General features: G+C 62.9%; 25 protein-coding genes and 1 tRNA gene. 3 read left to right on the top strand and 23 right to left on the bottom strand.

The genetic code is table 11. The features are described from left to right. The 15 genes from Q0C23_RS08025 to Q0C23_RS08095 all read right to left on the bottom strand — a co-directional run bounded on the left by Q0C23_RS08025 (position 1) and on the right by Q0C23_RS08095 (position 12243). Positions 1–675, bottom strand: coding sequence for a hypothetical protein (locus Q0C23_RS08025; protein ID WP_291511849.1), 675 nt, complete (start codon positions 673–675; stop codon positions 1–3). Positions 676–678: 3 nt separating this feature from the next. Continuing rightward, complete coding sequence (locus Q0C23_RS08030; protein ID WP_291511850.1) at positions 679–1605, bottom strand: hypothetical protein; 927 nt, start codon at positions 1603–1605, stop codon at positions 679–681. Positions 1606–1811: 206 nt separating this feature from the next. Beyond that, positions 1812–3146, bottom strand: a complete 1335-nt coding sequence (locus Q0C23_RS08035; RefSeq protein WP_291511851.1) for a hypothetical protein — start codon at positions 3144–3146, stop codon at positions 1812–1814. Between the two features lie 24 nt (positions 3147–3170). Beyond that, on the bottom strand, positions 3171–4790 hold the full coding sequence (locus Q0C23_RS08040; protein WP_291511852.1) for a pilus assembly protein TadG-related protein: 1620 nt from the start codon (positions 4788–4790) through the stop codon (positions 3171–3173). A 133-nt stretch (positions 4791–4923) separates the two neighbouring features. Continuing rightward, entirely contained in the window at positions 4924–5175 is a 252-nt protein-coding gene (locus Q0C23_RS08045) for a hypothetical protein (RefSeq protein ID WP_291511853.1), read from the bottom strand. A gap of 190 nt (positions 5176–5365) precedes the next feature. Continuing rightward, positions 5366–5656 carry a pilus assembly protein gene (locus tag Q0C23_RS08050; protein WP_291511854.1) on the bottom strand — a complete coding sequence of 97 codons (291 nt, stop codon included), beginning with the start codon at positions 5654–5656 and terminating at the stop codon, positions 5366–5368. 59 nt (positions 5657–5715) lie between these two features. After that, complete coding sequence (locus Q0C23_RS08055) at positions 5716–6006, bottom strand: pilus assembly protein (protein WP_291511880.1); 291 nt, start codon at positions 6004–6006, stop codon at positions 5716–5718. Positions 6007–6037: 31 nt separating this feature from the next. Continuing rightward, positions 6038–6946 (bottom strand): hypothetical protein, encoded by a 909-nt coding sequence (locus tag Q0C23_RS08060; protein ID WP_291511855.1) that lies wholly within the window; start codon positions 6944–6946, stop codon positions 6038–6040. 380 nt (positions 6947–7326) lie between these two features. Next, positions 7327–7402: transfer RNA gene (locus Q0C23_RS08065), tRNA-Asn, on the bottom strand. 36 nt (positions 7403–7438) lie between these two features. Beyond that, entirely contained in the window at positions 7439–8218 is a 780-nt protein-coding gene (locus tag Q0C23_RS08070) for an MBL fold metallo-hydrolase (RefSeq protein ID WP_291511856.1), read from the bottom strand. Next, positions 8215–9006, bottom strand: coding sequence for a TatD family hydrolase (locus tag Q0C23_RS08075; RefSeq protein ID WP_291511857.1), 792 nt, complete (start codon positions 9004–9006; stop codon positions 8215–8217). Before Q0C23_RS08075 ends, Q0C23_RS08070 begins: the two co-directional genes overlap by 4 nt. A gap of 25 nt (positions 9007–9031) precedes the next feature. Further along, positions 9032–9784, bottom strand: coding sequence for a 23S rRNA (guanosine(2251)-2'-O)-methyltransferase RlmB (gene rlmB / locus Q0C23_RS08080; RefSeq protein WP_291511858.1), 753 nt, complete (start codon positions 9782–9784; stop codon positions 9032–9034). A gap of 51 nt (positions 9785–9835) precedes the next feature. Next, on the bottom strand, positions 9836–10252 hold the full coding sequence (locus Q0C23_RS08085) for a hypothetical protein (protein ID WP_291511859.1): 417 nt from the start codon (positions 10250–10252) through the stop codon (positions 9836–9838). A gap of 39 nt (positions 10253–10291) precedes the next feature. After that, a complete protein-coding gene (locus Q0C23_RS08090) occupies positions 10292–11323 on the bottom strand; it encodes an AI-2E family transporter (protein ID WP_291511860.1) in 1032 nt (343 codons plus the stop codon). Positions 11324–11349: 26 nt separating this feature from the next. Beyond that, positions 11350–12243, bottom strand: coding sequence for a PHP domain-containing protein (locus tag Q0C23_RS08095; RefSeq protein WP_291511861.1), 894 nt, complete (start codon positions 12241–12243; stop codon positions 11350–11352). A 128-nt stretch (positions 12244–12371) separates the two neighbouring features. Here Q0C23_RS08095 and Q0C23_RS08100 point away from each other — a divergent pair, with 128 nt between their 5' ends. The 3 genes from Q0C23_RS08100 to hemG are packed head-to-tail and all read left to right on the top strand — an operon-like array spanning position 12372 to position 15595. Beyond that, on the top strand, positions 12372–13097 hold the full coding sequence (locus Q0C23_RS08100; RefSeq protein ID WP_291511862.1) for a hypothetical protein: 726 nt from the start codon (positions 12372–12374) through the stop codon (positions 13095–13097). Positions 13098–13109: 12 nt separating this feature from the next. Beyond that, positions 13110–14240, top strand: coding sequence for an AI-2E family transporter (locus Q0C23_RS08105; RefSeq protein ID WP_291511863.1), 1131 nt, complete (start codon positions 13110–13112; stop codon positions 14238–14240). After that, positions 14222–15595 carry a protoporphyrinogen oxidase gene (gene hemG / locus Q0C23_RS08110; RefSeq protein ID WP_291511864.1) on the top strand — a complete coding sequence of 458 codons (1374 nt, stop codon included), beginning with the start codon at positions 14222–14224 and terminating at the stop codon, positions 15593–15595. Before Q0C23_RS08105 ends, hemG begins: the two co-directional genes overlap by 19 nt. A 30-nt stretch (positions 15596–15625) precedes the next feature. Here hemG and Q0C23_RS08115 read toward each other — a convergent pair whose 3' ends face one another. The 8 genes from Q0C23_RS08115 to Q0C23_RS08150 form a co-directional block, all read right to left on the bottom strand. Continuing rightward, a complete protein-coding gene (locus tag Q0C23_RS08115; protein WP_291511865.1) occupies positions 15626–16456 on the bottom strand; it encodes a L,D-transpeptidase in 831 nt (276 codons plus the stop codon). 26 nt (positions 16457–16482) lie between these two features. Continuing rightward, positions 16483–18546 carry an ATP-dependent DNA helicase RecG gene (gene recG / locus Q0C23_RS08120; protein WP_291511866.1) on the bottom strand — a complete coding sequence of 688 codons (2064 nt, stop codon included), beginning with the start codon at positions 18544–18546 and terminating at the stop codon, positions 16483–16485. Between the two features lie 5 nt (positions 18547–18551). Beyond that, positions 18552–18770, bottom strand: a complete 219-nt coding sequence (locus Q0C23_RS08125) for a DUF1858 domain-containing protein (protein ID WP_291511867.1) — start codon at positions 18768–18770, stop codon at positions 18552–18554. Next, on the bottom strand, positions 18767–19159 hold the full coding sequence (locus tag Q0C23_RS08130; RefSeq protein ID WP_291511868.1) for a Rid family detoxifying hydrolase: 393 nt from the start codon (positions 19157–19159) through the stop codon (positions 18767–18769). The genes Q0C23_RS08125 and Q0C23_RS08130 overlap by 4 nt, the downstream gene beginning before the upstream one ends. Before the next feature lie 69 nt (positions 19160–19228). After that, on the bottom strand, positions 19229–21493 hold the full coding sequence (locus Q0C23_RS08135) for a bifunctional (p)ppGpp synthetase/guanosine-3',5'-bis(diphosphate) 3'-pyrophosphohydrolase (protein ID WP_291511869.1): 2265 nt from the start codon (positions 21491–21493) through the stop codon (positions 19229–19231). After that, a complete protein-coding gene (gene rpoZ, locus Q0C23_RS08140; RefSeq protein ID WP_291511870.1) occupies positions 21477–21752 on the bottom strand; it encodes a DNA-directed RNA polymerase subunit omega in 276 nt (91 codons plus the stop codon). Before rpoZ ends, Q0C23_RS08135 begins: the two co-directional genes overlap by 17 nt. A gap of 28 nt (positions 21753–21780) precedes the next feature. Continuing rightward, positions 21781–22410, bottom strand: coding sequence for a guanylate kinase (gmk, locus tag Q0C23_RS08145; RefSeq protein WP_291511871.1), 630 nt, complete (start codon positions 22408–22410; stop codon positions 21781–21783). 60 nt (positions 22411–22470) lie between these two features. After that, positions 22471–23334 carry a YicC/YloC family endoribonuclease gene (locus Q0C23_RS08150; protein WP_291511872.1) on the bottom strand — a complete coding sequence of 288 codons (864 nt, stop codon included), beginning with the start codon at positions 23332–23334 and terminating at the stop codon, positions 22471–22473. Positions 23335–23399: the final 65 nt, after the last annotated feature.

Consider the following 23399-nt stretch of genomic DNA (forward strand, 5'->3'; position numbering starts at 1 on the left):
TCAACGGTTCTGCCACACCAAGACGACCTTTGTGCCCCTCGAGTGATCGCTGGGGAAGGCGAGATCCAGCGAGGCCCCGGGCTTGCGCAGACTCAGGCGTTCGCGCTGCTCGCTCAGATCCCCGACAGGTTTCCAACCTTGGCTTGCCGCGTTGCGAAGCAGCTCCGCGCGCAGTTGCGGAACACTCAAGCGGCTCTCCACCAGGATCACCCGACCTCGGGTGGAGCCATCGCGGCTTTCGAGGTCCGAGATCACCTGGGCGTCCTGGGGCAAAGCGATAGGCAGTGGGCTTTCTTTGACGCTGGCATCGAGGCGCATCGTGGAGAGCTCACCCTCGATGCGTCCGCTTTTGGACTGCCAGCGCAAGGTCTGAGAATAAGGCTCCCGCACGCAGGACCACAGCCGCCGGAAACCGTCCGGGAGCGCCTGGAAGACGCCCCGTCGCTGTCGGCACTCGCGCTCCATATCCCGGCGAAAATCCCGCTCGCTGGCGATGCCGCTGAAGAGGGCCACGCGCACCGGTACGCCGTTGAGGCGCAGATCATCACCGATGCTTGCCGTACGAAAACCTTCCGGAAGGGGCCACAGCGGCAATTCCTCCGCACGCAAGGCACCGGACCAAAGGAAGATCGCGCCCATCAGGCTGGCCAGAAATACGTATCGCCTACGCCGCATGGCTCACGGACCCGTGTAATTGGGTATCTTTGGCGCCGGCTGCAAGCGATCGCCAAACTGAAGCTCTGTATCTATTTTTAAACGGTTGGCGTCCGGATCGGAATAATGATACTGCGCTTCGCGAAACAAATATCCAAGCGGCACACCAAGGACGTACAGGAATCGGGACAGCACGGTGAAGGGGATCTTTCCGTGGGACACCGTCTCCAGGCGTTTCATGAACCCGTCCCGAAGAAGCTTCTCCTCCTCCCGACTACCGTTGGCCGTCCAGGCATCGGTCAACACCGCCGCCTGGGCACGAAAAGTCAGCGGATTACCCAGTCCTACCTGTGCGAAAAGCCTCTGCGGTAGCCCCGCCGCTGTGGCGCTAACGGTGGCCACCGTCGGCCCAGTCATCTCCATGGGATTACCGGTAACCCTATTCAAGGTGTTCATCACTCCGTTGGTCCATCCTCCGTCAAAAGCCTCTTGACGAGTCGCCACGGTGACGTTCTGTTCCCGCTCTACCAAGAGAGGATCTCCGTCGTGCTTGCGCAAAAGCGGATCGCGGCTTGAGCCCTTTGCGGCGTCCGCGCCATTGGCGCTGCCCGCTACGGCCGTTATGCGCTCGCGGGTGCCACCGAAGTAGCGGACACGAATTTCATTGGCTAGATCGGCGTCGGACTTCAACGCTATCCATTCCCGATTCTTTGGTGGCTCCGTCCGCCAGACTACCCGCTCCCACGCCGCGTAGCGGGCGGCCTCGATGGTACGATCCTGAAGATAGGCCCACTTACCCACGTAAACCCCAAGAATCAGCAGCGGTACGAGAACAAACCCCGCAACGACCACGGTTTCCGTGAGCGCCTGACCCTTTTCTCCGCCAAGAAGCGGCCCGGGCCGCGACGCACAGCGCCACGACAAACGCTTTACCAGCCCTAAAGAAGACATCGCCCCCTCCTGCCCAATCCTTTACCCACAGCCCGAAACCTCCCCATGCTCCCCGCGCCCGGAACGGCCTCGAACGCGAGCTCCAAGGAAACTCTCCCCACTAAGGCACGACGAGCGCCTCCACTCCCCGAACTCTTTTGCCCCATCGACCCGCCCAGCTCCCATCTCCAGCTGACTCCTTGCCCGCGCTTCCCCTTCGCGCGCGCTCATTGCCAGATCGACTGCAGCAGCTTTTCCACGTACTCCGCTCCAGCGTGGGAAGCGCGTTGCACCGCGCGATAAGTTTCCCGAGCGTAGTCGGCTAGCCCATTGACAAAGTCCATGGGCACACCCGCCTTAGGAAGCTCCCGACGAATGAGATCAGGTTGGACTATCTCGGCCTGTGCCGCGACTTTTTCCACTTTCTTATATTGGTCACGAACTTCCGCCCAAAAGCGCTGAAAGTTGGGCGCCTTCTTTGCCGCTTCGCGGAAAGTTCTCTCTGCTAACGCCTCGCGTTCCGCCATCACCTGCTCTGGAGTCATCTTCCTTTCACGAGCCAGACGCTCGTCGATATAGGCGTTGGTAAAGAACTCCGTTCCCTTACCCAGCGGGATCGCCGAAGTTTGCACGACGTACCCAAATGAAAGGTCGCGCTGGGCGTATGGTTCGCCGGTCTTTGGATTACGCTTGTCCAGCCAGGAACGACCAAAATCGTCAGTCACCAAGCAATGAATGCTTTTTATCGGGAGGGTGTCATCGTACTCATTAATGCTTAACAACGCGCCATTATGGACATTTGGAGTGACTCTTTGTTTCAAAAGCGAAGCATGATAACCCGCCACCCATCCTTTTGCTTTGCGCGGGGTCACATCCTCGTAACCACGCTGTTCCGCCAACTTGACGATAGCCTTGGTCACTTGCTCGGGCGTTCCCGTGGTCACAAACGGAATGATTCGATAAAAGGTTTGGAGTTTACTTTTCACATGTTCCCGACGCACTGGATTTGTCTTGTAGAAATCCGCTTCCAAATACGCGGAAAAACGAACCGTTTCCCAGTCTCTCATCCCGAAGGGCGCGAACAAAATGCCTTGTAAGGCAAGATAGGCCTGCAATTCCCTCAGGGGAACCACAAAGTCGTGTAGGTCTGAACTGATTTCCACGCCTGGGAGATGGGCCGCAAAAGGCCTGCAATCACGGGCGTCGTTTTCCCAGAGCGCGACGAGTTTGTCGAACTTGGGGTCCGCAGACCCCACGAAAAAAGCGCCCGAGTGATCCCATCCCTGCATCGCCTCGGGTCTTTCATCCAGGTAACGGCTTCCATTCTCGCGGACGAGGCGATCGGCGGCTGGGTAGGGATCGCCGACACCTTTGCTCTTCACACGGATGGCACTCTCCGGTGCCGCTGTGGGAATACTCTGCAAAGACGCGATGATCGCGTCCGTTTCCGCCTTCATTTTGGCAATTTCTTCCTGATAAGGCGACGCCCATGCCGGAGCCGACGCGCCGGCGGCGAGCGACGCTAACAGGAACCCCCGCACCAGGAACGCTTTACGCCGCATGCTTCTCTGTCCTCTTAGTCTCTCTCACTCGGCCAGATTCAAAGCGGCAATGGCAGCACGCTCTTGCTGCGTGAGATCGACCAGCCGCGCCGACCAGAACGGACTGAAGAGGTTGGCGCGCTCGTCCAAGCCGTCGCTGCGCGGCCAGAGTTCCGCTGGGCGACGGAAGTAGACCTGGGCGGCGGCGGCGGCGCGAACGCCCTCGTTCTGGCCGGCACCCTTGGTCTCCAGGTGCATGTTGAGCCAGCCGAGGCGGGCGTTGCCGGCGTCTGGATCGCTGCTAATCCCTAGCGCCGTGACAGAATCGCGCACCGCGCCGCGTGGCAGGTCGACTACCACCACGAAGCGCGGGGCGGTGTCCGTGAGATCCACCTTTTCTCGGGTGACCCGTTTGCCCTGGGAATCCGTCGTCTCCCACTTGAGATCGCGATATGTCGCTATCCCTTTATGAGCACCCCGGCCAACTCCAAAACTCGGCATATAATCCCCGACCAAGCGATCGCTATAGTCGGCCACCACACGATTCATGCCGCGCGAGTCCTGACGCCAGGCGTCGTTGTATACCTGACCATCACGTTGAAGCATGGTCTTATTGTCTGCACTCTGGGCACCCTCCATATACGGATACGACCAAGCGCGGTCCGCAGACTGGTAATAATCGAAAGACCCCCGACCGGGGAAGGACCAGGTACCACCCCAGCCCCAACTTTCTCCGTACAAAGTTTTCCATCCACCGAAGAGGATAAACTTGCGCATTTGGATCTGCGTTTTAATGGTATCGGCGCCAGACCAGACGTAGTTGCCGTTTTCGTCCTTGGCAAACTGACTGCCGCCCTGCTTGTCGGTACCCGCTCTAAAACCAAGGATGGGAGGGAAAGACAAGGGAGGACCTACATGGTGACTACGATTTCTGGTAAATTCGCCGCGGCCCTCGTTGATCATACTGGCCATTCGTGCGCGCCCGCCGGGGTCATTTCGGCCGCCGTCGGCGCTACCACCCCAGGTCGTCACGTAGTTGCGTCGCGCGTTCCAATAAGGCGCATTCAATGCGACTAGCCCTGCCGGGGTGTAGTTCAGCGCTCGCGCCCTGTCTCCGGCATTCAGCCGTACTATCTGCTCCACCGTTTTGGCCACAGGTCCACCGGGAGTGGACACGTTAAAAGTGGCGTTGAGGATTTGGGACGCGCCGGCATAAATGGCGTCGTAGGTATTTCCCGCGCCAACGTAAAAGCTACCATAACGGTTTCCTGCCTCGGCGGTTAATTTTGCGGTGTCCTCGATCGCTTTCTGGTAAAAATCCAAGAGTCGTACCAACGCGCTCCCCGCTCCAGGAAGAACGATGTCAAGGAGTCGCGCCGCACCTTTGTAAGCAGCAAATGGATATTTGATGTTGTCCGCGACGTGTTCGAGGTAGCGGGACCAAGAGACAATGCTCACAGCCTGACCGATGGCAATCTCGTTCACGAGCATGGCGCGGTTGAGGTAGGCGTCGAGGTTCATCTGCCGGGCCTGGAGTTCCATGGCAGAGAAGGCGGCGGCGTCGGCGGCGTTCTGGACCTTGAGTTTGTTGGCCGTGAGCTGGCCGGTGTTGAAGACGAGGAGCACACCGGCGATGGCGGCGGGGATGAGCAAGACCGCTACCAAGGCCGCCTGACCGGACTCGTCCGCCGCGACCGGCCGCCTTTCGCCCCGAGATCGGAACCTCTTCCTCAGCAATCGCATCCATGCCATATCGGTTCTCCTCCGTCCATCCAATCCTGCCATCCGCTTGACCAACTCAATTCTTTCCGGCCTTACCGAGGTCGGCCGTCGCCCCGTAGTTGCCCATACTCTTCTGGATGTTGGCCGCCTCCGCAGCCTTGCGCGCCTTGCCCTGGGCGCTGTCGCTTTTGCCGGCGTCCGGTGGGGCCTTGCCTACCAATTCGCCGGCGATCCCTGCCACCTGGTAGCGCATGGTCTGACCAAAGCGGGAAAATACCGCGATGGCCGCGATGGCGATGAGGGCCACCACGATGAGGTATTCGGTCATGCCCTGACCGTGTTCCCTTGATGCGGTCTTCTTCCCGAAAAACCGCGGTTTAAGCTTGCTCATCGTCATCCCTCGCGAGCCTCTTATCGCCGCCTTTTTGGAGCAGAAAGCTCAGGCAGTGCTTCCTCTTCCAAAAGGGCGACCGCACGAACGGTCGCCACGTTTCTGCGTCTCTACACGCCTGCTTCGATCACTTGGTGTTCAGAACCTTCGCAGAACTGTAATCGCCCATGTTCTTGGGCAGGGTACCTTGGCTATTGGCCTTGCTCGCCGTGCCCTTGGCGTTGCTGACGCTCGTTGAGGAGTCATCACCCGCCAATTCCGAAGCGATACCAGCCACCTGATGGCGCATGGTCTGGCCGAAGAAAGAAAACACGGCGATGGCGGAGATGGCGATGAGGGCCACCACGATAAGGTATTCGGTCATGCCCTGACCGGCTTCCCGAACGGACTTGCGCACAGCGATAAACTTCTGCTTCATGACAACCTCCATAGAACGATGTGGGAGTACAACAGGACCTTGCTTACGCAAGACAAAAATCACTTCTGCTTACTGAGGATATTGGTCGAGGAATAGTCCCCCATGGTCTTCTGCTTGCTCGCCGCGTCGTTGGCATAGCCGGCGTCTTTCTTGGCGAATTTCACGCCATATTTGGTGGAATCCGTTCCCACCAGCTCATGGGCAATCCCACCCACCTGATTGCGCATGGTGCGACCAAAGTTGGAGAACACGGCGATGGCGGAGATGGCGATAAGGGCCACCACGATGAGATACTCTGTCATCCCCTGACCGCGCTGGTTGCGGGTCGATTTCATGAAACCAATGAACATCACTACTCCCTCCTGCACTGTGTCGGTACGTTTACGGCCGCGGCGCGGCCCCTGAAAAACCGGGCGAGTTTCGGAAAGCAAGGGACTCGGCGTGAGATGCCTCTGGCTGAGAGCGGCGGAGACCATCTCGGCCCTCCGGTCGACCCTCGTCGCGGGCGATCCGCTCACTGCGGCATTCCGGTGCGTCCTCGTCGCCCGCCAAGGCCGGGGACGCGGAGCTGAGGCAGATCATCAAGGCGAGCCCGGAGAGGAGGACATATCTGGCCACCTCGTCGGCAAAAAACAGCTTGCGGCGACGAGCGTAGACCGCCCAGAGCGCGCCGCGCAGGTCGGCGCGGGATGGCAAGGCAAGGCGCGCGCGCATTCGCCGAAGACAGCTGCGCACGGTCTTCTCGTCGTAGGCACCGCTGGCCGCGATCTGCGCGGGCTCCTGTCCCTGCATGTAGGCACGCAGTATGGGGAGCTCGCAGGCTTCGATCTCGGGCAGGAAGGGCACGTGCTGACAGACGTCGCGCAGTATGGCATCGGCGGCCTCCTGCGCTAGCGCTGGCGGCAAGCCCTCACGGAACCGGACGATGGCGGCGAGACAGGCGGCACTGTTGCTGACCGACCGAATCTGCCAAAGGGTCTGGTCATCGCGCCAGCACCGACGCGTATCACCCATCGGGGAACGCTGCACCCAGGTGATGAATTCGCGCGGCAGACGTGGCCAGGAAGAGTTCGGTTTACGCCACCATGGCTCCAGCACAAACTGTCCGACTCCACGCTGTCGCCGCAGCCGGTAAACGGTGACGGAGCGCAGATAGCGGCGGTCAAGGCTGGGCGACTGATAGAACACGTCCACCCCCTTGGGCGGCGTGAGACTCAGTGCTATGCTTTTGACCGAATCCTTCGGATCCGATCCGCCTCTGCCAAAAAGGCGGAGCCAGTAGTCCGTCATGTAGAACGCTCCCTCTACTATCTTCGCAATCACCCTATCCACTTAGCGTAACAGCGAAATATGACACTGTTATGAAACGCGTTCTATATAAAAAGTTATTATTAATCAATGTTATAGCAGTTTAATTCGTACATCGCTACGCGGATGACCGGGGAGTCGGGCTGGCGGGGCCACTCAGATCGGCATGGCGACTGTGGCTAATCCGTCCAGGAAGTGCGCCCATGGCTTGGGCACGTCCGCGCGTCGGTGTCTTCCGCCCCTTCGTGTATGGCGAGCCATACCTAGGCTGGACACGATCAAAAAACCTGGTGGGATGGGTAACGCAAAAAGGCGCCATCCATACTTGGATGGCGCCTGTGCTTGTTTCACCGTTGTTTTTCTGGCTCCCCGGGACGGGCTCGAACCGCCGACCTAGTGATTAACAGTCACCCGCTCTACCGACTGAGCTACCGGGGAAAAGTCCGCGTAGCATACCCACTCGCCGCCTGAGGGTCAAGAAATCCCGATGTCGGAGTAGAGCTCAAGACCATCGTAGGCAGGCCACATGCGCGCGGGTAGCCGCTCGGCGAGGGCGGTAAAGCCGAGGTCGTGGGTCATGTGGGTAAAATAGGTGCGCCGCGCGCCGATAGTCTGGGCCAGTGCTATGGCCTCGGTGACATTGATGTGGGTTGGGTGTTCGTCCTCGCGTAGGCAGTCGAGAATAAGGATATCCAGATTCTGCAACAAGGCCATGCTGCTGTCGGGTATACTCTTGAGATCGGTGAGATAGGCGACGTCGTTGAAGCGGTAGCCGTAGATAGGGAGGTATCCGTGCAGCACGGGCACCGGAGTCACGCGCAGCGGCCCGAAGTCCCGCGGACCCTCAATGGGGTGCATACGCAAAGAGGGCTTGGCCCAGGCCGGATCTGGCGGCAGGAAACAATAACGGAAACGCTCTTCCAGCTCCTTGCCCGTGCGCGCGTCGCCGTAGCAGTCAAGCACCTGTTTTTGCAGAAAGTTGAACGCTCGCAGGTCGTCAATACCGTTGATATGGTCGGCGTGAAAGTGCGTGTAGAGCACCGCCGTCAGGGCGCGGATGTTTTCTCGCAGCAGTTGCTGGCGCAGGTCGGGACCGGTGTCCACGAGCAGTGCTACATCCGTGGCCTCCACCAAAATGCTGGCACGGCTACGCCGGTTGCGCGGATCGTCACTGCGGCAGACGGCGCAGTCGCAGCCTACTTGCGGGGTACCGGCACTGGAACCCGTACCGAGAAAGCGTACGCGCAGGCTCACGCCGCCACTCCCGCAGCGGGAAAACAGCGGAAGAAATTGGTGTAGGTCTGGGCAACCAGCGCCTGCGGATCCTCCCGGCGCAACTGCGCCAGAAATTCCGCGACGTGGACCACGTAGGCCGGTTCGTTACGCCGGCCACGCTGCGGTACGGGCGCCAGATAGGGGGCGTCGGTCTCGATGAGCAGCCGATCCGCCGGGATCTTTTTAGCGACCTCCTGCAGCTCCGTGGACTTCTTGAAGGTGACGATCCCCGATAGGGATATGTAGAAGCCGAGGTCCATGGCCGCACGGGCGAAATCCCAATCCTCCGTAAAGCAGTGGATCACCCCGCCCACATCTCGAGCGCCCTCGCTGCGCAGAAGCTCCAGGGTATCGGCGGCGGCAGCACGGGTGTGGACGATGAGGGGCTTGCGACTTTGCCGTGCGGCAGCGATATGCAGGGCGAAGCGGCGCCGTTGCCAGGACAGGTCGCCTTCGCTGCGGAAATAGTCCAGTCCGGTCTCCCCCGTTGCTACCACCTTGGGTGCCGCCAGTGCATCCAGAAGGACTTCGAGTTCCGGTGTGGACGCCGGGTCTTCGTTGGGGTGTACCCCGGCCGCGGCCCAGATGCCCGCCTGTTCCGCTGCCAGCGCCTGCACCCGTGACCAGTGGCTGGGAGTCACGGCGGCGATGAGCAGGTGCTCGACGCCAGCGGCGCGAGCGCGCGCCAGTACCGCCTCACGATCCTCCGCGAAATCGTCGAAATCCAGATGACAATGGGAATCTACCAGAGCCGCCTGCAAGACCATGCTCCTCCGTGCCGGGGACTCTATTCTAGCGCAGTTCGTCCGTCTTTGCCTGCGCCTGCCGCTGCCGGCGCGCCTCGAAAAGGGCCAGGGCAGCGGCGACGGAGACGTTGAGACTTTCTATCGCCCCGGACATGGGAATGCGCCAGAGAAAATCGCAGTGTTCCCGGACCAGGCGCCGCAGACCTTTTTCTTCACTGCCCAGGACCAGCGCCAGGGGGCCGCGCAGGTCGGCCTGGTACAGATCCGCACTGGCCTCCCCGGCAAGTCCAGCGATCCAGTATCCCTGTTCCTTGAGGCTTGCGATGCTACGCGCGAGATTGGTCACCACCACGACGGGCAGACGGGAGGCCGCGCCGGCGGCCGCCTTGCGCACCGTAGCGTTGATGGGGCAGGCGTGATCCTTGGGCAGGAGCACGGCGTGTACCCCGGCGGCTTCAGCACTGCGCAGGCACGCGCCGAGATTGTGGGGGTCGAGAATACCGTCCAGAATCAGCAACAGGCCAGGGGCGGGAATACTCTCCAGCACCTCCGAGAGCTTGCGCGCCGGTGCAGGCAGCAGGCGGGCAGCCAGACCCTGATGCTGGTGGCCAACACCCAGGCGATCCAGCTCTGCCGCCGCCGCCCAACGCAGGGCGGTACCTTGCCGCTCGGCAGCGGCGAGGACGTCCTGGATACGCCGATCGCCGGCACGCTCTTTGGCTAGCCAAAGCTGTTCTACTTCGCCGGCGTCGATGGCGGCGGCGACGGCGTGCACGCCCACCGCCCAGTCTTCAGCCACGCTGGCCTACGACACCGGCTACATGCGTGGCGCTACGGCGGAGTAAGTACATCAAAAGGAATCGAAGATGTCGTTGACGACGTTTTCGGCAATCCCAAATCCGGCACCAAGCCCCAGGCCTGTCACGACGTTGCCCAGGAAGCCGCTACCCATGCCGGGCTGCATGGGCTGGTTCCAGGCCCGCTGCGCCATGGGATTGGGGTTGACCCCAGCCTGGCCCATGGACTGCAGCTGCATCTCCAGTTGCTGGATGCGCATGCTGAGCTGCTGCAGGAGCATGGCGGTGCTCTGCTGCTGCTGTTGCAGATTCATGGCCAGATTGCGCAGCTCCAGGATCAGTTCGCGCGCTGTGGTGTTGTCCGGGACTACGGTCTGAACCCGCTGCGCCACCTGTTGCAGCGCCTGGATGTTGTTCTGCGTCTGCTGCTGGAGTTGATTGTACTGTTGATCCAACACTTGATAATCCACGGCCACACCCCCTTGCAAAAGCGTCTTGCCGAATCGAATTCAGGCGCCGAGCCGTACCCGCCGCTCCCAGGAACGCCAGATACCTCGGGCCAACAATACTAAAATAGGGCCGATGATCAGCCCAATCAAGCCGAAGGCCTCGGCACCCCCGAGGATGCTGAAGAACACCAGAAAAAACGGGGCCTGGGCCTGAGATCCCGTCAGCAGGGGGCGGATCACGAGATCGGCCACGGTGATCACCACCAGACCCCACGCGAAGATGATGAGTCCGGCCAGCCAATGGCCGGAGAACACCAGCCACAGCGTCGCCGCCCCGACCACGGTGGTCGCGCCGAAAGGGATGGGTGAGATGAGAGCCGTCGCCACCAGCCACAGCGGCCACATCTTCAGGCCCGCGACAGCGAAGGCAGCGCCGATGAGGATTCCCTCGATCACCCCCACACCGATGAGGCCGATGAGAACCGAACGTGCCGCCTCTCGTGCCGCGCGCAGAAAGCGTTCGCCGCGATCCCGCCCCCAGAGTTCACTGGCAGCCAGTTGCAGCATCTCGTGGATGCGTTCGCCATGCAAGGTCAGCGCGAATACCGTCAGCGCGGCAAAGAAGGTATGCAGGGTAAAGAACCAGAGCTGCCCGAGGGAACTCGTGATGATGTCGGCATGCTGGCGAAAAAAATTGGACAGATATGCGCCATTGATCTCGGCCAGATGCGCGGACAGCCAGTTTCCAACGAAGGGGAGCTGTTGCAGGCTGATGGGCAAGGTGAGCAGGGGCATGCCGGTCTGCCAACGCAGCACCAACAGGTGGAGTTCGGGTAGGACGGAATCGACGATGGCCACGGCGGGAATGATGATGACGGCAACCCAGGCGGTGGCGTGCAGGAGCGCTCCAAACCAGCGCGGCAGATGCAGGTAGCGCTCCAGACGTACTTGCCAGGGCCAGCCGACCACCGCCAGCACGGCGCCCATGAGCAGCGGCCCGGCAAAGGGGCTGAGAGCATAGGCTGCCCCGGCATAGATCAAAAGAAGCACCAAGGTCCCCCAGGGACCCGTGCGGACATGCCCGGCGTTCACGACCGCGTCCTCCCGAGATTCCTCACTCAGTGGGTGGGGAAAGGAACCGCCACGGGGACCCCGAGACGATCCCAGATGGTCTCGACGCCATCGGGCAGGGGCAACAGCTGGCCGATCTCGGCGTGGCCGAGTTTGGGGCCGTGAAAGTCGGAACCGACGGAGCCTGCCATGCCGAGACGAATGGCGAGACGTCCAAGATGCTCGCGGTCTGCAGCGGCCTGGGAGCCAGAGCAGACCTCAAGGCCCGCGCCGCCGACGGCACGAAAATCCTCCAGCAGGCGCTTGAGACGCGCTCCACTCAGCTTGTAGCGACCCGGGTGCGCCAGCACCGCCTCGCCGCCCGCCGCCCGGATCCAACCCACGGCCTCGGCCATGGGAATCCAGTCGCTGGGAACGTAAGCCGGCTTGCCACGCCCTAGATACCGTTGAAAAGCGTCCTGACTATCCTTGCAATGACCTGCCTGCACCAGCCACTGGGCAAAGTGGGCGCGCCCCACCAACGGACTGCCGGCAATGGCGCGTGCGCCATCCCATGCTCCGGCGATACCCTGCTGCTGCAGACGCTCGGCAATCTCCAGGGCCCGCTGGTCGCGCAGCTGGACGATACGCTCCAGACCCCGCTGCAAGGCCGGATGTTCGATATCCATGGCGAGACCGACGATATGGATCCCCTGCTCCTCCCAGACACTGGAGATCTCGACGCCGGGGATGAGGCGCAGGCCGTGGCGCTGGGCTTCCTTCGCGGCCAAGGCCACACCGGCCGTGTTGTCGTGGTCGGTGAGGGCCATGACCTCGACTCCGGCGGCCGCCACTCGGGCCACCAATTCGTCCACCGGCAGACTACCGTCGGAGAAAGTGGAGTGCATGTGCAGATCCACGCGGGAGCGCGGCGAGGAGTCGGTGGTGTGGGTGAGCTGCATGGGCGGGTCAGACTTTCCAAGATTCGTACAGGATCCAAGGATACCATTACCCAGCGTCTAGCCATAATCCCTTCCTTCCTGACACAATGGCGAGGTGTCTCGACCTCGTCGCAGCAAAGGAGCATGACGTGGCATCCGTATTGGATATTTCTGCAGCCAAATCCCGCTTCGAGCAGTTTGCCCAGCCCCTCTTGGCCAAGTTTGCCGAGAGCAAGATTGCAACGGGTGAGCAAGTCACTCCACCGCAGCTGGTGGATGCTCTGCGTCAACTTTTCCTGGTCCTCGAGAAAGACGTAGCCAGCTGGGACCCGTCCCTGCCCGAGGATGAACCGGAGCGGATTGGTGACCTGACCATCGGCCTGCTCCTGGATCTGGCGACCTGGGCCGATCGCCTGGGTGAGCGTCCGGCCAAGGCGGCCATGGAAGTGGTGAGCGTCGCCGTTGCTGCCTGGTTGGTGCAGCAGGGCCAGCCCATCCACACCCTCGAGCCGGTGGTCAACGGGCTGGCGATCCTGGCCAACGCCGAAAAGGATCCGGAACCGTTGCAAAGCCTCGCGCGTCTCATGGGAGCCGTTGCCGAAGCCGCGGCCACGGACTATGCCGCGGACCTGGAAAGTCAGGACCCACAGCGTCCGTGGCGGATTCTGCTGTTCAACTGGGCCATCGCCGCCACCCGCGCCCAGGACCCCGAACAGATGCGAACCGCCTTTGCGGCCTTGCAACGCTATCTGCCCGCCGATGCGCCCCTCTTCTTTCAGGAGGGACGGCAGCAGGTACTGCAAGGGGACTACACGCCGGAAGTGCGTGAGATCATGCTGGCGGCCGCGGAAGCTGCCGGCCACGGTCTGCACTGAGCGGCGGTGCCCATGACCAGGGACGCGCCATCGGCGGGCGAGGCTGTGAATTCGGCAAGCGTTCTGCAACGTCTGTACGTCATGGCAGGTCTTGTGGCCGGGGCCTATGTGCTCTACCGCCTGAGTGCGGTCCTCACACCTTTCCTGATTGCCGGCATCCTGGCGTATCTGGGCAATCCGCTGGTCAGCCGTCTGCAGCGCTGGGGCCTGCCCCGCAGTGCCGGCACCACCCTCGTCTTTGTGCTGGTCGTGCTGCTGGTGGCTGGAGTCGTCACGGCACTGCTTCCGGCCATCCGCCACCAGGCTTTGCTTTTTCTGGACTATACCCGCCAGTATGCAGAGCTGCTGCAGCGCCAGATCATTCCAGAGCTGTCGGCGCGGTTGGGCATCCACCTGGATAGCCAGACGGTCACGCACTACGCCTCGGCCAATGCGCAGAAACTCGCGGATTGGCTGGGAAAAAGTCTGCGCATAGCCGTCAGTTCGGGCAGTGGGATCCTCGCCACTCTCCTGGATATCGTGCTCATTCCCGTGCTGGGCTTTTATCTGCTGCGCGATTGGCCCGGTCTGCTGGAGCGTATCCGCGAGTTGATCCCACGCCGTCGCTTACCTCTGGTCGAACTCCTGGCCCGCGACGCCAACGCCATGCTCATGGCCTTTCTGCGCGGGCAGATCCTGGTCATGCTGGCCCTCGGCACCAGCTACGCCATCGGTCTGTCCATCGTCGGTCTGCAGACGGCCATACTCATCGGCCTGCTGGCGGGTTTTCTGAGCTTCGTGCCCTACCTCGGGGTCATCAGCGGGATCAGCATGGCAACCCTGGCGATGTATGTGCAGACAGGCGCCTTTCTGCCCATCGTCGGGGTGTGGGTGGTCTTCGGCATAGGGCAGATTCTCGAAAGCATGGTCTATACTCCCTATCTGGTGGGCGAGCGCATCGGCTTGCATCCGGTGCTCGTGATCTTTGCGGTGCTGGCGGGCGGCGAACTCTTCGGTTTTGCCGGGCTGCTCCTCGCCCTGCCGGTGACCGCGGTGCTCATCGCCCTGTTGCGCCACGCACAACGCTGGTATCTGGATAGCCCCTGGTATCGCGGCTCGGCCCAGGCGACAGAGGAGGCGCAGTCGTGCCCAGAGAAGAAGTGATCGTGGTCGGCGCTGGTCTCACCGGGCTCAGCGCCGCCTGGTACCTGCACCAGCGCGGCATCCCCGCCCTGCTGCTAGAGGCCGAGGGAGAGGTAGGCGGCAACGTGCGCAGCCGCGCCGAAGGTGGCTTCCTGCGCGATCTGGGACCCAACTCGCTGATGGTGAAGGGCGAGCTTCTGCCGGATATGATTCGGCGGCTGGGTCTGGAAGACCGGGTGGTGGAGGCCAACCCTTTGGCCCGCCGCCGTTTCGTGCTGAACCGCAAGCGCCGCCCGGTGGCCCTGGGACCGGGGGTGCTCCTGTCCTCGTCCCTGCTGAGCCTGTCGGCACGCCTGCGCTTGCTGAGTGAGCCCTGGCGGGCTGCCCGCCCAGCATCTCATGACGACGAGAGCATCGCCGACTTTGTCCGTCGACGCCTGGGCCCCGAGGCCCTCGCTTGGTTGGTGGACCCCTTCGTCTCTGGGGTCTTCGCCGGTGACCCGGAAAAACTCTCTGTATCGGCGGCCCTGCCCCGCCTTGCGTCCATGGAGGCGGAGTCGGGCTCACTGCTGCGGGCCGCCCTGCGCAACCGACGCACTGGCAAGAAAGGCACTGGCAGTCGCCTCGTCTCCTTTCGCTCTGGTCTACAGGAACTCCCCATGGCTTTGGCGGGCGCGTTGCCACCGGACCGTCTACAGCGGTCGCGGGCCGTCATCGGGATTCAGCATAGTGAAGAGGGCTGGCGGCTGCAGACCACGGGCGGGGAGCTGGAGTGCCGACATCTGGTGCTCGCCCTGCCCGCCTCAGAAATTGCCCGTCTGCTGCGGCCGCTGGCGGCAGAGCTCGCCGATGAACTGGACTCCATCTTCTATCCCGCAGTGGCTACCATTGCCCTGGGCTTTCCCCGCGAGGCGGTGGCGCATCCCCTGGATGGATTCGGTCTGCTCATTCCACGCCGTCTCGGCATCGAGACTCTCGGCGTCTTGTTCTCCTCTACCCTTTTCCCGGAGCGTGCGCCGGAGGGCATGGTCCTGCTCACGGCTTTTCTCGGCGGCGCGCAGCAGGATATATCGCAGCGCAGCCCTGCCGAACTGGAGGCGCAGGCTCTGCGGGACCTGCGCCCCATACTGGGTATCCGCGGCGACCCCAGCTATCACCGTTGTGCTCTGTGGCCGCGGGCAATCCCCCAGTACGCCCTGGGTCATGGGGAGCGCATAGCGCGCATTCACGAGCTTTGCCGGCGACTTCCCAATCTCGATCTGCTGGGCAACTGGCAGGGCGGCGTAGCCTTGGGGGACTGTGTCGCCCAAGCCAATGCCTTCCAGAAGGCTTTTATGGAAGCACGCACGGCCACCGGCCAGAACGAAGCCCCCTGAGTCCCGCAGCCCGCTACATCCTCGGGGTGTCTAGGGACGGGCCGCTTGAGGCGCGGGAGCTGCGCCGTGCTGGAGAGAGGCTAGGAGATCGTCCAGGTGCTTCTCCGGTGTATCGGCTACACTCTGCAGACCGGCGGGCCGCCGCTCGGCCGGTGTGCTGCCGCGATAGCCTGGGACCTGTCCAACGATTTCAACGGGAGTCCCCACCCGCACCAGTGTGGCGAGCTGGCGGGCGTCCCAGTTGGACAAGGCGACGCAACCGGCTGTCCAGCGACCCGGAAAGACCTTGGAATCGGGATCGTCCGAAAACTGTGGGCCCATACCGTGGATACCGATGTAGCCGCCAAGGGGGGTGTTCTGCGGTGGAGTCTCGCCGCGATCCAAGGCGGTGATGATGGCATCGTACTGACGCTGGTTGATGATGCCCTCGCGCAGGCCCCAGCGGGCGTCTTCACGATTGGGGTAGGTCAGCAGCATGAAGGGGCCGTAGCGGGTGCCGAAACGCACATAGCCGATCCGGTAATGCCCCACCGGTGTAATGTCATCACCGCGGGTACGGCGCGGCGCGGCGCCGTTGAAGCCGATGGCCACAGGGAAGGTTTCGAGGAGGGACTCGCCCTTATAGATGCGTAGCTGCCGATCACGGGTGTCGACCACGATGTGCACTTCCTGAGGCACCGGAGCCGGCTGAACGGATACCGTGGGAGCACTCACCGTCGGTACCACCGGCGGCGGAATGCGCGCCGCATACCAGGCGACGGAGTGCACCTCCGCTGGCGGCATCTGACTGGCGCAGCCCGCTAAAAGTGCCGGGAAAGCGCACACCCATAGTGCGCGCCAACAGAGCGCGGCCTTGCTCATGGACTATCTTCCTCCAAACCCAGGGTCTACCCGACGTCGCCGTAGGCGACGGTGCTGCCAAGCCAGCGCCGGATGAGGACGGCGGCCGCCTCCGGCTGCGTGCGCAGCAGATTCTCACCCAAATCGGGGACAATCTCCAGTAGTGCCTCGTCCCGTATGGGGTCGGCGATGCGCAGAGTGCGTTCTCCACTCTGGCGCACCCCCAGCAATTCTCCCGGACCGCGCATTTCCAGATCCTTGCGGGCGATGAAAAAACCATCGCTGCTGGAGCGAATCACCGCAAGGCGCTGGCGTGCCCGCGGCGACAGGGGTGGACGGTAGAGCAGTATGCAGGTGCTCTGCTCCGCACCCCGCCCCACGCGACCGCGCAGCTGATGCAGTTGCGACAGGCCCAGGCGCTCAGCGTGTTCGATGACCATGAGGCTCGCGCCCGGCACATCCACGCCCACCTCGATGACCGTGGTCGCCACCAGGATCTGCGTGGTTCCGGTGACGAAGTCCTGCATCCGCTGCTGCTTTACTTCGGCAGGAAGACGTCCGTGCACCAGGCCGATACGGATATCCGGCAAGGCGTGGCACAGTTCGGCGTAACTATCCTCGGCCGCCTGCAGCTCCAGCAGTTCGGAGTTCTCGATGAGAGGACAGACCCAATAGATCTGGCGTCCTTCCGCCAGGACGCTGCGCATGCGCGCGATCAGTTCGCTGCGGCGCGTGTCGGGCATCACCACCGTGGTCACGGGCGTGCGCCCGGGTGGCAGGGCATCGATGATGGACAGATCGAGATCGGCGTACAGGGTCATGGCCAGGGTACGGGGGATGGGGGTCGCCGTGAGGATGAGCAGGTGCGGCATCGAACCCTTGGCCATGAGCCGGCGTCTCTGCTCGACGCCGAAGCGGTGCTGCTCATCGATGATGACGAGACCGAGACGTGCGTACTCCACCCCCTCCTGAAACAGCGCCTGGGTACCGCAGACCACGACGAGTTCACCGCTAGCCAGGGCCCCGATCAGATCGCGTCGCTCCTTGGCGGAAATGCCACCGAGCAGCAGTCCTGCACGCAGGTCCAGAGGCTGCAGCCAGTCTTCCAAACGATGGTGCAACTGGCGGGCGAGGATCTCGGTGGGTGCCATGAGAGCGACCTGATAGCCTGCCTCCACCGCCTGCAGCAGTGCTGCGACGGCCACCAGGGTCTTGCCCGACCCGACGTCGCCCTGCACCAGACGCCGCATGGGCGCGGAAAGACCCAGGTCCTGGCGGATTTCGTCAATGACTCGGAGTTGTGCCGCCGTAGGCGCAAAGGGCAAGGCCTGCCGCAGCCGTTCCCAGTAGCTGCCAGGTGCCGTCAGGACAGGGGCGGAGAAATGGCGCTGGGCGCGGCGCTCACGGAGCATGGCCAGATGGTGGGCCGTGAGTTCGTCCAGGGCCAGACGCTGACGCGCTGGGTCGGCATCACCTGGAACGCCCTCCTCGCTGCGATGCAGGCGGTACAGACTGTCCTTGAGGCTGGGCCAGCCCGCGGGAAGCAGCTCTGCCAAGGGATCGACCAGTTCGTCCAGCTGCGCGAGGGCCGCATCGGTCCAGGCACGCCAGTGCGTCTGGGTGATGCCGGCGACGCTGGGATAAAAAGGCGTGAGACGATCGGGCAGGTAAAAGTCCGGCCCATCCGCCAGCTGCCACTCCGGATGCACCATTTCCAGCCCAAAGGCACCGCCGCGTACCTCGCCGAAACACCAGAGGCGACGACCGGGCCGCCACTGGCTGCGCATGGCTCCAACCCAGTGAAAAAAGCGCAGACGCAGGACCCCGCCTCGGTCATCGCCCAGGGCCACACACCATTGCGGACGGCGACCGCTCTGGGGGCGGATGTGCAGAATCTCACCGAGCACCGCCGCCTCCTGTCCCGGTCGCAACTGGCCGATGGCGTGCAGCTGGCGGCGATCCTGATAGCGGCTGGGAAGGTGAAAGAGCAGATCCTCGACCCGGGAGATACCCAGAGGGGTCAGACGCGCCGCCAAAGTCGGGCCGACCCCCCGCAGCGCGGTGATGGGGCTATCCAGACGGACGCAGGGCGAGGCCACGCGACGGGGCACGGAAGTCAGGAATCGGTGGACGCGCCCGAGCCAGAATCCAGCTCACGCAGGAGTTCCTGCAGATCAAGATCGTGCATGGCCGCCATCCCGGCCAGGGTCTCGCGGTCGGCGATGAAGCATTCCTCACAGTGGATGCCGCGCCGGGCGAGCAGATCGCGCAGCTGCGGGTAATCCTGCAGCAGTTCGCCGATGGGCCGATGCAGTTGCGCAGGATCCAGGATCATCCGGCGCTCGGCAAGGCCACGATGCCGTCGATCTCGACCTGCGCTCCACGCGGCAGGGCGGCCACCTGAATCACCGCCCGCGCCGGATACGGAGGCGAAAACACCGCTTCCATGGCCTGATTGATCTCCGCAAAATGCGCCAGATCCGTGAGGTAGACCTGCAATTTTATGGCCGCCTGCAGCTCGGTTCCCGCGGCAACACAGACCGCCTGCAGGTTATCCAATACTCGACGTATCTGCAGTGCGATATCCCCCTCCACCAGCTTGCCCGTGGCGGGGTCCAGCGGAATCTGCCCCGATAGATAGAGCAGGTCTCCGTGGATCATGGCCTGACTGTAGGCGCCGATGGCCTGAGGCGCCTGATTGGTGGTGATGGCTTGTGTTTTCATGGGACGATCTTCCTCTGTGCTCTGGATAGGTGTCTCGGCGGCAGCGCCAGCTACCGGCCAGACCCAGTTTCAGCTCTTGATGCGCTGTACTCGCGATATGCTCGGCAAGGTACGCAGGTTGCGCTCCACTCGCGCCAGATGATTGCGGTCGTGGACCAGGATGGTAAAGGTTATGCCGGTGTAGAGTCCATCCTGCGGTTCGATATCCACCCGATCGATGTTGGCGTCCGCGTCGGCGATGTGGGTGGCGATTCGCGCCAACACGCCGCGCCCGCTTTCGGCCACCACCCGGATGGTGACGGGAAACTCACCTTGCACCTTGGGGTCCCACTGCACGTCCACCCAGCGATCACGGCGTTTGCGCCACTCGCGGATGTTGTGGCAATCGTGCGTGTGCACCACGATGCCCTTGCCCGCCGTGATGAAACCCAGAATGGGGTCGCCGGGAATGGGTCGGCAGCAGCGGGCCAGGGTGACGGGCAGTCCCTCGGTGCCGCGAATGAGTAAAGGCTCTCGCACCCCCCCACTGGCGGACCGTCCCGGCAACAGCTGGCTGACGGCCTGCCCCAGGCGCCTGGCCGTCTGCTTGAGACGGCCCTGGTCTTCCTCCGGCTGCAGTTTATGGGCGAGGACCAGAGGAAAGATCTCGCCCATACCCACCGCCGCCAGCAGTTCGCTCACCGATGCCTTGGCAAAGGCCTTGGGCAGGTCCTGCAGGGCTCCCTCGCCCAGATCGGCAAGGCTACTGCCGAGACTCTGCAAGGCTTTGTCCAAGAGGTTACGACCGAGCATCTCCGCCTCATCCTGCTGGATGGTCTTGAGGTAGGCGCGGATGCTCGTGCGCGCCTTGGCGGTGACGACCACGTCGAGCCAACCGGGCTGCGGCCGAGCCGAGGCCGCGGTGATGATCTCGACCTTGTCGCCGTTGTTGAGCAAGGTGCGCAGGGGCGCAAACATGTCGTTGATGCGCGCCGCCACCGCCCGATTGCCGACGTCGGTGTGCACGGCATAGGCGAAATCCACCGCCGTCGCTCCCCGCGGCAGGCTGAGGATCTTGCCCTTGGGGGTAAAGACGTAGACCTCATCGGGAAAGAGATCGAGTTTGATGTTTTCCAGAAATTCCTGGGAATCGCCACCCTGGGCCTGGAGTTCCAGCAGACGCTGCAGCCAGGCCCGGGCCTGAGCCTCGGCGTGGGCGTTCTGAGCGCCGCTCTTGTAGAGCCAGTGCGCCGCTACCCCCGCTTCGGCCACGCGATGCATGTCCTCGGTGCGTATCTGGATCTCCACGGGGTGACCAAACGGGCCCAGCAGCACGGTGTGCAGGGATTGGTAGCCATTGGACTTGGGAATGGCGATGTAATCCTTGAAACGCCCGGGCAGTGGTCGAAAGAGACTGTGGACGATACCCAGTACTCGGTAGCAGGTATCCACATCGTTGACGATGATGCGGAAAGCGTGCAGATCGTGAATGGCGCTGAAGGGCAATCCTTTGGCCTGCATCTTGCGGTAGATGCTGTAGACGTGCTTTTCGCGACCACTGACCGCGCCGACGATGCCTTCCTGACGCAGGCGCTCGGCGATGATCTGCTCAATCTTCTGCACGGCTTCCTTGCGGTTGCCGCGCGCTGCCTTCACCGCCTCACCCAGGGCGTGCCAGCGCTTGGGATACAGGTGCGAGAAGGCCAGTTCTTCCAACTCGATACGGATGGCCTGGATGCCGAGACGCTGGGCTATGGGCGCATAGATGTCGAGGGTCTCGCGGGAGATGCGGCGGCGCTTCTCCGCGCTCATGACCCCCATGGTGCGCATGTTGTGCAGGCGATCGGCGAGCTTGATGAGTACCACCCGGATGTCGCGGGACATGGCCAGGAACATCTTCCGGAAATTTTCCGCCTGGGCCTCTTCTCGGGTTTCGAAGCGCACCTGCCCGAGCTTGCTGACACCATCCACCAGCTCTGCCACCTCCGCGCCGAAGCGAGCGGCGATATCTTCCTTACTGACTCCGCAGTCTTCGATGACATCGTGCAGCAGGGCCGCCTGAATACTGGCGGTATCCAGCTGTAGTTCCGCCAGGATGCAGGCGACGGCTACCGGATGGTGGATGTAGGGCTCACCACTGCGACGGGTCTGCTGGCCATGCGCCTTGGCCGCGAACTCGTAGGCTTCACGGGCGTGTTGTACCTCCGTCACTGGGAGATAGCCGCGCAGCAGCTCGCGCAGGGGCGCGCAGGGATCGTCCAGCACCGGCCGCACGGGCGGCAGGCGCAGCACCGCACCGGGCTCGGTTTCCACGGGCCGCGGCACGGGATCGCGGCGTTCAGTCGCCGGCTGCATCCTCTACCCGCAGGGCTTCCCGCCGACTGGCACCAGGGAAGCTGCTCAGAGGAGGCGGATCCTGCTCATCGAGGATCGAGCGACCCACCAGGCCCTCCGCAATCTCGCGCAGGGCTACCACCGTATTCTTGTCCCGCCCCACGTCCACCAGAGGCGTCGAGCCCGCGGCCAGTTGCCGTGCCCGGCGTGCCGCTACCAAGGTCAATTCAAAGCGATTGTCCAACTTGTCCAGACAATCTTCTACCGTAATGCGTGCCATGATCCACTACTCCACAGATAAGGGGTGGCTATGCACCACCCAAAAGATGTTCGAGGCGTTCTCTTTCGGTGAACTGCTGCTGCTCCCGGCGCAGATGCCCTGCCCGAATCACGCAGCGCAGATCTGCCAGCGCGGCGGCAAAGTCGGCATTGACCACCAGATAGTCGAACTCGTCGTAATGTAGCAATTCTTCCCGCGCGGCCGCCAGTCGCCGGGCAATGACTTCGGCGCTGTCCTGGCCACGTCCGCGCAGGCGTTCCTCCAAAGTCGACAGGGAAGGCGGCAGGATGAAGATGCTCTGGGCGTAGTCCGGAAGTCGCTCCCGTACCAGCCGCGCCCCCTGCCAGTCGATTTCCAGCAGACAGTCGACACCCTGAAAAAGCTGCTGTTTGACCCAGCTTTCGCCGGTACCGTAACTGTTGCCGTGCACCAGGGCATACTCCAGGAATTCACCACGCTCGGCCATGGCCGCAAAGGCTTCCTTGCTGATGAAATGATAGTCGACCCCATCCTGCTCTCCAGGACGCGGCGCCCGGGTCGTGTAGGAGACGGAGCTGCGCAGATTGGGCACCTCCGCTACCAGAGCGCGGGCCAGACTGGTCTTACCTGCACCGCTGGGCGCCGACAATATCCATAGGATCCCGGCAGCGCGGCTCATGATCCCGCGCCCCCGCTCACACCCGATCCTGCGCCAGCGTTCCATGGCAGCGCCCGTCCCTCACTCCACATTCTGGATCTGCTCCCGTATCTGCTCGATCAATACTTTCAACTCCACCGCCGCACGGGTGAGCCGATGGTCACCGGCCTTGGAGCCCAGGGTGTTGGCCTCGCGGTTGAGCTCCTGCACCAGAAAGTCCAGCCGCCGCCCCACAGGCTCCGACCGCTGCAAGATGCGCGCCAATTCTTCCACGTGGGTGTCCAGACGGTCCAGCTCCTCCGCCACGTCTTGACGCTGCAGGTAGAAGAGCAACTCCTGCTCCCAGCGACCGGGTTCGACCTGCTGCGCCAGTTCCTGCAATCGGGCACGGAGACGTTCGCGCAGGATCGTCTCGATCTCCGGCAGCACGGCGCGCAGCGCCACCACCTGAGCACGCATGGCGTCCAGACGCTGCAGCACCAAATCCTTCAGGGCCTGTCCCTCACGGATCCGGGTCTCCTGCAGCTGCGCCAAGGCTTCATCGAAGTGGCGCAGGGCCATGGCCGGAAGCTCGGACGATTCCGAGTTCCCCGACTGCACGACGCCGGGCCAGCGCAGCAGCTCCAGAGGCGACACGCTGTAATCCGACAGATCCCAGAGATCCGTCAGCTCCTCCAGCAGCCCCCGCAGCTCGGCCGCCAGAGCGGTATTGAGCTGCAGATTACTCCCCGCCGCCGGCTGATAACGCAGCCACACATCCACCCGTCCGCGGGCCAGAGCCTTGCCCACCCGACTGCGCAGCTCCCCCTCCAGGGCATTGAAGGCCTCCGGCAGGTGCATGGAGACTTCCAGAAAGCGGTGATTGACGCTGCGCAGCTCCCAGGCAAGACTTCCCCAGGGGCCTTGAGCCTCCACTCGCGCAAAACCCGTCATGCTTTTGAGCACGCTGGACCTCTCCTGAGCCAAGATCAAGGAATGACGTTACCACAAGGCGGGGCGCGCCGGTATCG

It is taken from the genome of Acidithiobacillus sp., from assembly GCF_023256195.1.
Taxonomy (GTDB): Bacteria; Pseudomonadota; Gammaproteobacteria; order Acidithiobacillales; family Acidithiobacillaceae; genus Acidithiobacillus_A.

Excerpts from the sequence above, each read along its gene's own strand:
- Q0C23_RS08025 (WP_291511849.1), bottom strand. The coding sequence starts at position 675 with ATGCGGCGTAGGCGATACGTATTTCTGGCCAGCCTGATGGGCGCGATC.
- Q0C23_RS08030 (WP_291511850.1), bottom strand. The coding sequence starts at position 1,605 with ATGTCTTCTTTAGGGCTGGTAAAGCGTTTGTCGTGGCGCTGTGCGTCG.
- Q0C23_RS08035 (WP_291511851.1), bottom strand. The coding sequence starts at position 3,146 with ATGCGGCGTAAAGCGTTCCTGGTGCGGGGGTTCCTGTTAGCGTCGCTC.
- Q0C23_RS08045 (WP_291511853.1), bottom strand. The coding sequence starts at position 5,175 with ATGACCGAATACCTCATCGTGGTGGCCCTCATCGCCATCGCGGCCATC.
- Q0C23_RS08050 (WP_291511854.1), bottom strand. The coding sequence starts at position 5,656 with ATGAAGCAGAAGTTTATCGCTGTGCGCAAGTCCGTTCGGGAAGCCGGT.
- Q0C23_RS08055 (WP_291511880.1), bottom strand. The coding sequence starts at position 6,006 with ATGTTCATTGGTTTCATGAAATCGACCCGCAACCAGCGCGGTCAGGGG.
- Q0C23_RS08060 (WP_291511855.1), bottom strand. The coding sequence starts at position 6,946 with ATGACGGACTACTGGCTCCGCCTTTTTGGCAGAGGCGGATCGGATCCG.
- Q0C23_RS08075 (WP_291511857.1), bottom strand. The coding sequence starts at position 9,006 with ATGGTCTTGCAGGCGGCTCTGGTAGATTCCCATTGTCATCTGGATTTC.
- Q0C23_RS08095 (WP_291511861.1), bottom strand. The coding sequence starts at position 12,243 with ATGCAGCTCACCCACACCACCGACTCCTCGCCGCGCTCCCGCGTGGAT.
- Q0C23_RS08105 (WP_291511863.1), top strand. The coding sequence starts at position 13,110 with ATGACCAGGGACGCGCCATCGGCGGGCGAGGCTGTGAATTCGGCAAGC.
- Q0C23_RS08115 (WP_291511865.1), bottom strand. The coding sequence starts at position 16,456 with ATGAGCAAGGCCGCGCTCTGTTGGCGCGCACTATGGGTGTGCGCTTTC.
- Q0C23_RS08125 (WP_291511867.1), bottom strand. The coding sequence starts at position 18,770 with ATGATCCTGGATCCTGCGCAACTGCATCGGCCCATCGGCGAACTGCTG.
- Q0C23_RS08130 (WP_291511868.1), bottom strand. The coding sequence starts at position 19,159 with ATGAAAACACAAGCCATCACCACCAATCAGGCGCCTCAGGCCATCGGC.
- Q0C23_RS08135 (WP_291511869.1), bottom strand. The coding sequence starts at position 21,493 with ATGCAGCCGGCGACTGAACGCCGCGATCCCGTGCCGCGGCCCGTGGAA.
- rpoZ (WP_291511870.1), bottom strand. The coding sequence starts at position 21,752 with ATGGCACGCATTACGGTAGAAGATTGTCTGGACAAGTTGGACAATCGC.
- gmk (WP_291511871.1), bottom strand. The coding sequence starts at position 22,410 with ATGAGCCGCGCTGCCGGGATCCTATGGATATTGTCGGCGCCCAGCGGT.